Consider the following 12160-nt stretch of genomic DNA (forward strand, 5'->3'; position numbering starts at 1 on the left):
AATTTAATATTAATATGCAAGTGCTTTTTTTACGCTTAGATTATAATTAATTGAAAATTAAAGCTAAAAAAGGCTTTAAAATTTTACGAAAAAATTAATAAAAATAAAAAAATGACATAAAAGAGAGATTTTTTATTGTCTCTTTTATGCCAAATTTTTCTTGAGATCATTAACCTTATTTTGCAACCTTATTTTGCATAATTACTTCCTAAATTTTTTAGGATAAAGGATTCACTTTTGGGTTAATGATAATTGATAATACTCAAAAAGTTTGATTTAGTGATCATTTGCCACAGCGCCTTTGTTAAGATGAATCTTGAGTTCTTCATCACTAATGCGATGCCATTTAAAAATAATACGGTATAAAAAGCTCATACAAATAATAAAGGCAACAATAACAAAGGTTGTCCAGAAACCGTAAATTCCCATTGGAGCAGGACTTAACCATGAAGTAAATGCTAGAGTATTAGCTAATGGCATACCTAAGCCCCAAGCTACGATTAACATGGTTAAGAAAGCATAACGACTATCACGGTAAGGAATAATATAGCCTAGTAAAGCTGCATATAGACCGTCGAAAAAGTTCGAAGCTCCTAAGAAAATTATCAGGTTTTGCGCAATATCGTGCGCAGTTCTATCATCTTTAATGAAGATATCTGCAACTATATCACGATGTAAAATTGTCACAATACCAATTAACACGTACACCGCAATTAAGAAGTAACTAATATTGCGGAAAATCTGTTGTGCTAGATCGCGACGATTTTCACCTAAACGACGTGCCGTAATACTTGTAAGAGTTGCTGATCCAGCAATGGCAATCGAGTACACAATACCATAACAGGAGATAGCCGCCTCATGTGCTGCTAGTACTGAAGTGCCTAAAGGCGTAACTAATACAGCTACTAAACTATAAAAACTATTTTCTAACCAATATTGCATGGCAATAGGTGAGCCGTTTTTGAGGATATCTTTAATAAAAACGCTATCTGGTTTTTGGAAAATAGGTTGAAAGAGATTTAGTTTAGCGTAAGTTGATTTACGGAACTTAATAAAAGCTGTTAATCCTACAATGTAAATTAGGTTAATAACGGTAATGGTAAATGCACTATAACCTGGATTTTTACCTAAAAATGGTAAATCACCATACATAAAAATTAAGTTTAACGGTGCAACTAATAATAAACCGGGAATACTAATTAACAGAGTAGGTAAAGTGAATGCTACACAAGAATTTATATTCCGTAAATGGAAAACATATAAATTCAGAGGAACATTAAAAATTAGAATAATAAAGTAAGGGCGACAAATAGTTAACATTTCTTGACTAAGATTTAAAAATCCTAAGTTCAGTAGAAATATTAAATCTATAAGCATAATAAAAATGCTAATTATGCCGATGAGATAATAGGTTTGACGATGAATATCTCCTACTTGGGTATAGTCTTTTTTACCATAGGCATAACCCATACGAGAGAGGATTACACTTAAAAGACCTAAACCAAGAGAGTTAAACGTCCAAAGAATACTTCCAACCAGACCTATAGCCGCCATTGCAGTTGTTGATACATGAGCTGCCATAAGAGTGTTAATAATTACCACACTCATGTAAACAAGCTGCGAAGCGAAAGTGGCTGGGAAGATATTAAAAAAGAGCCGTAAATTAGTCGGTTCTGCTTTTGTGCCCCACCATGATGTAGTTGTTTGCATAAAAATCACCGTGGTTAGAGGAGAAAAATTTTCGTCCTATTATATCACTGTAGCAATGAAATATATTATTCGGTAAATAACCAGCAGATAGGTCGAGACAACGCTATAATACACTTACTTACGATAGAACAAACTAATCGTAAGAAAGATTAATAATTAAAATGTAGGTACAACCCCATGCAAGCATACGATTTTCTATTTACTAGTCCAGAACAAACTGCCGAGTTTGCTCGTGACTTTTATGCTCTGGCGCAAAAAATAAGTGAGCAAAAAAGCGTTAATATTTATTTACTTGGAAATTTAGGAGCAGGTAAAAGTACTTTTAGTCGTGCTTTTATTCAAGCTGCTGGTTATCAAGGTAATATTCCAAGTCCAACCTATTCGATTCAAGAAGATTATGCCGTAGGTGAACATACGATCTATCACCTAGATTTATATCGCTTAGGTGATGTTGGAGAATTAGAGGTACTAGGATTTTTTGATAACCAGCAACCGAATACCATTTTCCTAATTGAATGGCCACAAATTTTAATGCATGATTACCCACCAATGTTTTTAGCTACGTGGGATTATGTAGAACAAGAGCCAAATGCACGTAAATTATATTTACAATTTGTGAGCTCACAATTGCCTGCTAGTTTAAAAGCACAGGCTGAAGCTAAATTCCAAGCTCTAAGCCAAAAATATACACAAAACTAAGCTAAACTAAACTAAGCTATACTAAACCAAATTAAATTAAATTAAATTAAATTAAATTAAATTAAATTAAATTAAATTAAATTAAATTAAATTAAATTAAACTAAACTAATTTGTAGTTTAGGCAGATAATACAAAAACCGCACACCTGAGAATAACGAATTCTCGGGTGTGCGGTTTTGTTTCTTATTTACACGTTCTAAAACGTGTGATATATCACTTTAGTTTAGGTTGTTTAGAGACATTAACTATCAATACGTTTACAAAGTAAACTTAGTAAGAACATAATCCCTAAACAAGCAACAATTGCTGGAGAGGTAGGAAAACTAAAGTAAACACTCGTAGTTATACCTATAGCGATAGCAATATTACTAATCACAAATGAGTAAATAATCATTTGTTTTGGAGAAGTAGCAAAGCGACGTGCCGTTGATGCTGGAATAATTAATAAGGAAGTAATTAATAAAGCTCCAATTAAAGTAATACTAGTTGCTACGACAAAAGCTAAAAGAATTACCAGTAAGGTTTTATAAAAACGTACGTTAATTCCTTCAACAATTGCCATTTCTTCGCTAATTAGTACGGTAAGTAGATTACGCCAATGATAAGCAATTAAAGCAATAATCGTTACGCTTAGAACGGCAATAATACATAAGTCATAAGTATCGACAATTAGAAGATCTCCAAAAAGATAATCTAAAACGTCAACTCTAACATATTGCGCTAGAATGCTGATAATAATAAATCCTAAAGAAAGACTTGTATGCGCCACAATTCCAAGAATTGAGTCCATATGCAATACTTTAGAACGATGTTCAATTAAAAACAGCAAAAGCGTAATTAAAAAGACGGTAAATATTAAGCCTAGGTAAAAGTTAATTTGCAAAGCAATGGCTAGGGAAAAACCTAGCATTGAGCCATGAGCTAGAGTATCACCAAAGTATGACATTCTGCGCCAGAGCACAAAGCAACCTAAAGTCGAAGTCGAAAAACTTAGTAAAAAGGCTGCTAGCCATGCAAAAGCGACTAATGAAAGTAAAAACATAGGGGAATAACAACCTCGGTTGTGTTAAGGATTGGAAGTTTTGTCTGGACAAGGATAACCATGATCACATCCACAATGCGGAGCATGAGTGCCCGTGGTTGTGTGATGATGTGCTGAGTTGTGCGAATAAACCGCAAAGGCATCCTGAATATTTTTAGCAATTACATGTCCGAAAATATTCGAGAACTCTGGGTTATGGGCAATGCTTTCAGGTTGTCCTTCACAACAAATATGTTGATTTAAACAGATAACGTGATCAGTATTTTTAATTACTAACATTAAATCGTGACTAACTAAAAGTACGGCACACGAGTATCTTTCTTTAATACGTTGAATTAAACGATACAAATAGGCTTGACGTTGAATATCAATCCCTTGAGCCGGCTCGTCAAGTACAAGCAGTTCTGGCTCAATCATCAAGCAACGAGCTAAGAATGCTCTTTGGCGTTCACCTCCAGATAGTTGATGAATTGAGGTTTTGAGGATTTTTTCTAACTCAAGATTTTCTACTAACCAAGCGTAGTTTTCTTGATTAAATTTTGGACAAAGTTGCAGTAACTGCTCCACATTCATGGGAATACTTTGATCAAAATGTAGTTTTTGAGGTAAATAGGCAATCCGCAGATTGTTGCGGCATTTAACAACTTTACCGCTAGTAGGTGCTGTTAAGCCAAGAAGAACTTTTAACACTGTAGATTTTCCACCACCATTAGGACCAACGATTGTGGTTACAGTATTAGGATAAATCTCAAAGCTTACGCGATCTAAAATCGTTTTCTTTTCAGTACCTACGGCTAAACTTACTTGTTGTAAGGAAATTAAAGGTAGGGTCATATATTTGCTCATAAAGTGAAAATAAGGACTACCACAGTAGTCCACCATACTTTACGCTAATTATACTAAATTTTTCAAATTAAGCGTCTGTAAACATATACATGAGTGAAAATATTGTATATCCAACCTAAAGTAGAGAAGTGTTAACTAAGAAGAGAACAGTAAATACCGTTAAATTTAGTTGAGCAAACCAAGTTAGCATGCAACTTAGACTAATTAACCTCGATTTAGGTTAACCTCAATTTAGATACAGCATAGTTTAAGTAGGTTAAATGTAACCATAAATTTTTAATATGATGCAGGTGAGATTAAGGTATTCAATCCCTATAAATATAAAGATAAACTTTAGCCTTTGAGATAGTTGTATGCCTTTTTACACGCTTTTGCAGCTAAATTTAAGGATAATTGATTAATTTTATTATTGTGATATGTAATCAGGTGCGCAATTCTGACATTTTTGCTGCAAGATGTCAGTTGGATACAAAAAGTTAGCTAAGATTTGTATTAAATTTTCTTTTTGTAGGTAAATTTGATAAAATATAGCCTAGTTTTTTAAGTATTTTTATCCCGAGAACAATTTAAAATTGGCGATTTTTATCCTAAAACTCTTAGCGAACAGAGTTGGAGAATAAAAAATTAACAGCTTAGTAAAGACTAATTTTTTGACAAAATAAATAGTCTAAAAAGACTAGAAAAGTGATTTCTTAATTTGAGAAAGCAAAATAGTCTTAAAAAGAAGTGATTTTTAGTTGAGAGAAAGCTAGCGTGTTCATGCAATATCATACGAAGATAGAGCAAAGCATAAGATACGCTGTAAATAAGCTAAAAAGCCAATAATCTTAAGAAAAGAGTTAAGTACTAACTAAAAGCATAAGCATGGCAAGAATTTCTTGGATGCATTGAGAAAAATTAGTACCGCATTAACTCTAGTTGTAACGGGATTAATAAATATAACAGGTTAACGAGCTTAACTTTAAGTTGAGATTACTCCTTAAAGATAAGGTAATAAAATATTAAATTTGTAGGTAAATACCTAAGTTTTTTTATCATCCTTCCTCTTTTTAAGAGAGCTCATGATAAACAAATTTAGTACCAGTGTACGCATACTTAAGAGCTTAACTCGACCGAGCTTTAAGAGTTAAGAAATAGAAATAAAGATAAGCTACTGGTTAGTATTTATTTAGCAGGATTCAACGTGAATAATACAGCAGCGGATGTAAAACGTCGAAGAATCTTTTCCATTGTTGTTCGCTTAATGTATTTAATTGCCTTTACTTTAATTGGTACAGGTTTATATATAAATTATCAGAGTCAAATAAATGGCTTAGTAGAGTCATCAGATAGTACTGACTATAACAATAATGACGTAGATACTTCGGCGAAAATAGATTTCCAAGATATTAGCGATATTCAAACGCTATCTCCAGCTAAAGCTGATGATTTAGCAAGTAATTCGCGCTTAGTACCATTAAGTTTACAAAAACTTAATAAAGACGTTACTGATTTAGTGAACCTCGTGGGGAACTTAAAAGATCCAAACTCTCACGAAGTTAAATCAAATAGCGAAAGTTTAGAACAAATCTTAACTACCGCTTTACGTATTCAATACCCAGAAGCAACTTTAAACCGTGATGACTTTAGAGATATTATTGCTCTAAGCAAGCGTTATAAAGATGGTATTGATAGATTACAAAAAGGTCAAGGACTAATTTACTACTTTACCGAAGACGGTCATATTAGTTATATTAGTTTTGCGAAAACTCCAGTTATCGAGTTACGTTATATTCGTGAAACCGACGACTCGAAAAACAGTTACTTCCGTGAAGAACAACGACGTCCAACCCAAAAACGTTTAAGTGTAAAACCTAACTTAATTGTTGCTAATGGTGGTCTAGACGCAACTTTACGTAACTTACAAATTCCAAGTGATTCAGTACGTGCTATTAGTGCGCTTTTAAATTGGGAAACTAATGGTAGAGGTATTGGACGGGGAGCTAATGTAACTGTACTTTCATACCAAGAGTATGTTGGTGATCGTCGTATTAGCGATAGCTTTAGAGATGTAGTGGCAGTAAAAGTTGTCCAAGGTGGTAAATCTTACTACGCGATTAAATATCGTAACACTTGGTATAACGAAAACGGCTTTAAAGAACAACAACCAAGCTTTAACCGTTATCCATTTAATGGAGCTGTACCACGCATTACATCAGGATTTAATCCAACACGTCGTCACCCTGTTACAGGTCGTGTTACTCCGCACAATGGTATCGACTTTGGTATTCCAATTCGTACACCAATCTATGCTCCAGCTGATGGGGTAGTGTCGAAAGTGACTTATCAGGCAAATGGTGCAGGACGTTATATTGTAATCCAACACAATAAAACTTACTCTACTGTATACATGCATTTATCTGAATTCAGAGTAAGTGTAGGACAAAAAGTATCACGTGGGCAGTTAATTGCCTTCTCTGGTAACTCAGGTCGTACAACCGGTCCACACTTACACTATGAAATTCACGTAAATGGGGTACCGCGTAACCCTCGTACAGTAGCTCTACCTCAAGGTGTAAATAACAACGTTAATGGTAATAAACGTTTCATTTCTCTTTCGAAGGAAGTGATGAGTTACCTTGGTAGATAAGAGTATAAAAACTAAAAGTCTAGGTATTACTACCTAGACTTTTAGTTTATGCTTAGTTTTTTAGATAATCATTCAAACCATAATTATTTTCAGCTCTATTAGCTTGAGATATGATTATTTTTGTCCGGTTACATTAATAATAAATACTTCAGATTTTGAACCTAAACGGAAAGGACTTACTGCTAAACCAAAGCCACTAGTAGTAAATAAGTGATGATTATCAACTTGTTTGTAACCATAGGCTAGTTCGTACATAAATTTTACGATAAAATTAGCAGGAAAAACTTGTCCATTGTGCGTGTGCCCTGAAACATTAATATCTACAGGGAAGTCATAGATATCCGTATAAATAGGGCGATGATCCATAACTATTACCGGTAAATCATTTACTGGCATTTGTTCAAGAATACTGCTCAAAGGTTTACGTAAAGTATCTAACTGATCATTGCGTCCAACGAGAATGAATTTATTATCGATTACTGTTGCTTGATCTTGTAAAAGATTAATGCCACCTTGACTAATGGCTGCAACATTTTCGGATAATGGTCCGTAATACTCATGATTACCTAAAGAGCCATATACTCCGTAAATAGCTTGTAAGCGTTGAAGATTTTGTGCCATTTTTTCACGCGTGTACACTTTAGAGTCAAAATCTAGAATATCCCCAGGCATTAAAATTAAATCAGGTTTTTGTTCTTGTACAATGGCATAAAGCTTGTCGAGCATTTTATTACCAATGTAAATATCTAAGTGCAAATCAGAAGCTACTAAGATTTTTAATGGTCGAGCTAGAGGCTTATTAATGCTAATGTTGTAAGTTTTTACTTGCGGCGAATGAGCATTAAACCATGCGTAACCTGTTAAGGCAAGAAAATTACAAGGTAGTAATATCTTAAACAGAGCGCTATAATGAGAACCGGTGATTTTATAAGCCCCAAGAACAACGGCACAACTTAAACAGTAGAACCATAAAACGGTTAAAGTAATTAAAAACGATGTTGAATAATCTGAACGCCAATTTAATAAAGCTAGAGCTAAGAGGATATTAGCTGCTAGTAAAATTGGTGTTGCGAGATGCCATAACTTAAGTCGATTTGAACTTAGCCAACGCACAGTAAAGATTACTAAGAGCAAGGCAAGTTCATAAATAGCAATTATGGCGAGAAAAAATAGCCATCTTGGCATAATCTTATTCCTTAGAGTGATAAGTAAGTTAGAGGTGATATTGAAAAATCTATTATATTATAGATTAATCAGCTCTCTGCAATAACTTGATTTATCGCGCAAATTTTTATTTTCATCAATAAATCTATACATACCTCTATTTTGTAATTTATTAAGGCAGCCAAAATGCTTTATTTACTTTTTTCTGTATGTGCAAGTGTAACTGTTTCGATTTTGTTAAAGCTTGTACGTAATACTAATATTTCTCTTCCACAAATTATTTTCTGGAATTATCCGGTTGCTGCGCTTCTTGCTTATTTTATTGCAGGTAGCGGACAAATTGATTTTCAAGTATATCTAGCTAATAATAGTTGGATTCTCCTAGCTTTACTAGGGATTTTATTCCCATCAGTATTTATTTTTATGGGTAAAGCGGCGCAAAATGTGGGCATTGTTAAGGCCGACATTGCTCAACGTCTTTCGCTAATTTTTGGCGTTAGTGCTGCCTTTTTATTATTCAATGATGTATTTACTCCTGTAAAAGGAGCGGCGATTGTTATAAGTTTTTTAGCTATTTTCTGTTTAATGGATAAAGGTAAAGCTCATTCATATCGCGGTTTAAGTTTAGATTTACATCGCCAACAATATGCTCAAAGTCGTTACACTTGGCTATGGATTTTATTAGTTTGGGTAGGATATGGAGTAATTGATATTCTGCTAAAATACATGGCAGTAAAAAACTTTATTAATACTTTAGTAGCGATCTTTATTGTGGCGGCAATCTTAATGTTTATCTACTTACTCTTTAGTCGTGCACGTTTTAATTTAGCTTCACTAATTACCGGTGCGATTTTAGGTTGCTTAAACTTTACAAATATCTACTTCTATCTGCAAGCGCATCGTGCGATGGCAAATCAAACGGCGTTAGTAATGACGACTATGAACTTAGGAGTAGTAGTCCTAGCTACGATTTTAGGTACTATGTTCTTACGTGAGCGTGTATCTAAAGTGAATATTCTCGGGATTTTATTAGCTATAGTTGCAATTATTACTCTTGGTTATGGTGATCAAATTTTAGCGCAACTATTGCAAGCTGATAACTAAAGCTTAGCTGAATAACAAAAAGTACTCACAACTTACCCCTTAAAGGTGAAAAAAGTAATTTTTTAGCCTTTAAGGGGTAAATTGTGTAATAAATTTAGCGATAACTAATTTTAATCTCTTTACTTAAGTGATAGGCAGCAGGTTCGCAAATAAAAACTTGTTATAAATATCACGACTTTATTTCTAATTAGTCTTGAAATATCGGAAAAATTGTAATTTTTATCGCACGATAAGAAAAAATATTTGTCTAAAAACTGACATCAAAAGCTCTAAGTGACATGAGTCTGTTTAATAGATTCATTGCTTATGAGTGCACAAAGCAAAGCGATGAATTTGCTTTTGTCGTGTAATGTCAGTAGGTTTTTATTTTTTAGTAATTTATGGCTTACGAAGCAAGAGTTTTATTCCTAAAGTACGCAATACTTGAGCAGTAAAATCTGTTAGCCTATATAATATACAGAAGTAAAAGTATTTCCATTTACAACTGTGTTCCAGAAATATCTAATTGTAAAGATATCTAAATAAGTCGTTTACTTTTATGATATATTTTGGTTAAAGATTTATCTTACGTACCTCGCGCTTTAAGTTAGCTATCCTCTTATCAGAGCAGAATAGATAGCTTAAACCAATTCTTGTTAGTAAAATTTTTACTAAAAAGATGTTTTTTAGAATACATATTTTCAAATAATAAAGTAGTTAGTATGGCTTTCGATTTAAACAAATATGAGTATAGTTGTTATCATCACCAATATGAAGAAGCAGCTCGCCAATTTATTCAATTACTAAGAGATTTAGATGGTAATTTAGGTAAATTAGATGAATCATTCAAAGCGAATGTTCCAATTATCGCTTTAGGTGATCGTCTAACAGAGCACTTCTTATCACGTATTATTAGTGCAACAACATACCTTTTCCTGCAAAAAGACTTCCACATCAATGAAGAAGGTGGTTTCCCACAAATCATGTATCTTCAACGTTGGATTGAGATGATCTTTGCAGCTTCTCCATTCCGAAATGCTGACCATATTATTCAAGCGTTAAATAAATCTGAGGATCCAGATAAACCTGTGATCAACAATCAAGATTTAGTGAAATTAGCTCTATTCTATATCCCAGATTCAAACGTTCCAATGAACTTTGATGAGTTATGGAAAGTTAATCCACGCTTAACTACACAATTAGCATTTGCTTTATTATCTCCACGTTTCTTAGGTACTCAAGCTGCACATGAAAAACGTGAGCTTCTATTAAGATGGTTACCTGAAAAATTAGAACAACTAGATTCTCTAGATTTCGTTCCAATTAACATTATCCATGATGTGTATATGCACTGTTCATATGCAGATTATGAGAAACGTCACGATATTAAACGTCCTTTAAACCGTCTAATTCGTAAACAATTAGAAAGAGAAGGTATTAAAGACGTAACTAATATGCCTACTACTATTAAAAAAGGTGAAAAACCTGTTTTATTAGTATTATTAGAGTGGTTCTCAGGCGGTCACTCAATTTGGCGTACCCACTCACGTTGTATTGACGAAGCACGTAAAGAATTCCACGTTATCGGTATGGGTCTAGAAGGCCGTGTTGGTAAAGAAACTTTAGGTGTATTCGACGAATATATTCCTATTAAAGATAATATTCCATTATTTGACCAAGTACGTTTCGTACGTGAAGAAGCTGAACGTATTAAGCCGCATATGTTATATATGCCTGCTATCGGTATGTTCTTAAATACTATTTTCATGACGAATTTACGTTTAGCTCCAGTACAAGCTGTTGCTTTAGGTCACCCAGCTACAACTAATTCTCCATACATTGACTACGTAGTAGTAGAAGACATTTATGTAGGTGAAGATACACCTAAATGCTTCTCAGAAGAATTAATCCGTCTACCGAAAGACGTATTCTACCGTCCGTCAATGTTTGCACAAGACTTAGATTTAAATACGCAACGTGATTTTGATCCAGAAGTGGTAAATATCGTAATGGCTGCGACTATTATGAAATTTAACCCAACGCTATTAAATACGTTACGTCAAATTATCGAAAAATCTAAGAAGAAAATTCATTTCCACTTCTTAATCGGTCAAGCAATTGGTTTAACACACATTCACGTACAAAACATTATTCACCGTGCTTTAGGTAAAGAAAACTGTACAGTTTACGAACACCAAAACTATAAAGACTACATGCGTGTAATGTCTAAATGTGACATGTTCTTAAACCCATTCCCGTTCGGTAATACTAATGGTATCGTAGATACAATCACTGCAGGTCTTGCTGGTGTATGTAAAACTGGTCCAGAAGTGTACGAACACATCGATGACGGTTTATTCCACTACTTAGGTTTCCCAGAGTGGACAATTGCGAAAACTACTGACGAATATGTAGCAGCTGCTTTACGTATGATCGAAAATCCACGTGAGCGTCTAAACATTGCTGCAGAATGTTCAGGTCCGGATAAAGTGAATAAATTATTCCAAGGTGACGCGTCATGCATGGGTAAATTAATGCGTGAACGTTTAGATTGGCACTTTGGTTTAAAAGAAAAACCAGGCAAAAAAGCAGAAAAAGCTTCTAAAGCCGAGAAAAAAGAAACTGCTAAAGCAGAAACTACCAAAGCTGAAACTAAAAAATCAACTAAAGGTAGTAAAAAAGCTAAATAAGAGTTCACTCTTAGATTAGCTAAGCATAGTTCGATCTAAAACTTGCCCTCTTAAGAAAAAGAGGGCAAAGTTTTTTGACTTAAATTTGCGCAAACTACTGTAACTAAAGCCTGCGCAAGTGCTTTTTTATTGAAATTAAAGCTAACTTGAGTTATAATAGTCAAGATTTTTTAATGGGACTATAGCTCAGTCGGTTAGAGCAGGCGACTCATAATCGCTTGGTCCACGGTTCAAGTCCGTGTGGTCCCACCATTTTCTCTACACTTAGGTGTAGATTTTTTTTATACCTAAAGAGA

At 33.9% G+C, this 12160-nt stretch carries 8 protein-coding genes and 1 tRNA gene; 5 read left to right on the forward strand and 4 right to left on the reverse strand.

The window, feature by feature from the left end; genetic code table 11:
• Positions 1-276: 276 nt before the first annotated feature.
• Positions 277-1710: an MATE family efflux transporter gene (locus tag CKF58_RS02195; RefSeq protein ID WP_119530402.1), complete on the reverse strand. Its 1434-nt coding sequence runs from the start codon at positions 1708-1710 to the stop codon at positions 277-279.
• A 177-nt stretch (positions 1711-1887) separates the two neighbouring features.
• Between CKF58_RS02195 and tsaE the strand changes: the two genes are divergently transcribed.
• Positions 1888-2409 (forward strand): tRNA (adenosine(37)-N6)-threonylcarbamoyltransferase complex ATPase subunit type 1 TsaE, encoded by a 522-nt coding sequence (gene tsaE / locus CKF58_RS02200; RefSeq protein WP_119530404.1) that lies wholly within the window; start codon positions 1888-1890, stop codon positions 2407-2409.
• 242 nt (positions 2410-2651) lie between these two features.
• On the opposite strand, the gene CKF58_RS02205 is transcribed toward tsaE, so the two are convergent.
• Together CKF58_RS02205 and CKF58_RS02210 are read right to left on the reverse strand one after the other, a co-directional pair.
• On the reverse strand, positions 2652-3452 hold the full coding sequence (locus tag CKF58_RS02205) for an iron chelate uptake ABC transporter family permease subunit (protein ID WP_119530406.1): 801 nt from the start codon (positions 3450-3452) through the stop codon (positions 2652-2654).
• Between the two features lie 24 nt (positions 3453-3476).
• Positions 3477-4286, reverse strand: a complete 810-nt coding sequence (locus CKF58_RS02210) for a metal ABC transporter ATP-binding protein (protein ID WP_222987663.1) — start codon at positions 4284-4286, stop codon at positions 3477-3479.
• Positions 4287-5481: 1195 nt separating this feature from the next.
• Between CKF58_RS02210 and CKF58_RS02215 the strand changes: the two genes are divergently transcribed.
• The gene (locus CKF58_RS02215; RefSeq protein WP_147397192.1) at positions 5482-6927 is read left to right on the forward strand and encodes a peptidoglycan DD-metalloendopeptidase family protein; all 1446 of its coding nucleotides are present in this window, start codon (positions 5482-5484) and stop codon (positions 6925-6927) included.
• A 114-nt stretch (positions 6928-7041) separates the two neighbouring features.
• Here the strand turns inward: CKF58_RS02215 and CKF58_RS02220 are convergent, their stop codons facing one another.
• Positions 7042-8112, reverse strand: coding sequence for a metallophosphoesterase (locus tag CKF58_RS02220; protein ID WP_119530412.1), 1071 nt, complete (start codon positions 8110-8112; stop codon positions 7042-7044).
• Between the two features lie 165 nt (positions 8113-8277).
• Here CKF58_RS02220 and CKF58_RS02225 point away from each other — a divergent pair, with 165 nt between their 5' ends.
• The 3 genes from CKF58_RS02225 to CKF58_RS02235 all read left to right on the forward strand — a co-directional run bounded on the left by CKF58_RS02225 (position 8278) and on the right by CKF58_RS02235 (position 12116).
• The gene (locus CKF58_RS02225; RefSeq protein ID WP_119530415.1) at positions 8278-9195 is read left to right on the forward strand and encodes a DMT family transporter; all 918 of its coding nucleotides are present in this window, start codon (positions 8278-8280) and stop codon (positions 9193-9195) included.
• Positions 9196-9896: 701 nt separating this feature from the next.
• A complete protein-coding gene (locus CKF58_RS02230; protein ID WP_119530417.1) occupies positions 9897-11864 on the forward strand; it encodes a peptide transporter in 1968 nt (655 codons plus the stop codon).
• A gap of 175 nt (positions 11865-12039) precedes the next feature.
• Positions 12040-12116: transfer RNA gene (locus CKF58_RS02235), tRNA-Ile, on the forward strand.
• Positions 12117-12160: the final 44 nt, after the last annotated feature.

Origin of the sequence: Psittacicella hinzii (genome assembly GCF_003585935.1) — a bacterium.
Classification (GTDB): domain Bacteria; phylum Pseudomonadota; class Gammaproteobacteria; order Enterobacterales; family Psittacicellaceae; genus Psittacicella; species Psittacicella hinzii.

Bases quoted from the DNA above. Each gene is read 5' to 3' on its own strand.
- CKF58_RS02195 (WP_119530402.1), bottom strand. From the start codon at position 1,710: ATGCAAACAACTACATCATGGTGGGGCACAAAAGCAGAACCGACTAAT.
- tsaE (WP_119530404.1), top strand. From the start codon at position 1,888: ATGCAAGCATACGATTTTCTATTTACTAGTCCAGAACAAACTGCCGAG.
- CKF58_RS02205 (WP_119530406.1), bottom strand. From the start codon at position 3,452: ATGTTTTTACTTTCATTAGTCGCTTTTGCATGGCTAGCAGCCTTTTTA.
- CKF58_RS02210 (WP_222987663.1), bottom strand. From the start codon at position 4,286: ATGACCCTACCTTTAATTTCCTTACAACAAGTAAGTTTAGCCGTAGGT.
- CKF58_RS02220 (WP_119530412.1), bottom strand. From the start codon at position 8,112: ATGCCAAGATGGCTATTTTTTCTCGCCATAATTGCTATTTATGAACTT.
- CKF58_RS02225 (WP_119530415.1), top strand. From the start codon at position 8,278: ATGCTTTATTTACTTTTTTCTGTATGTGCAAGTGTAACTGTTTCGATT.
- CKF58_RS02230 (WP_119530417.1), top strand. From the start codon at position 9,897: ATGGCTTTCGATTTAAACAAATATGAGTATAGTTGTTATCATCACCAA.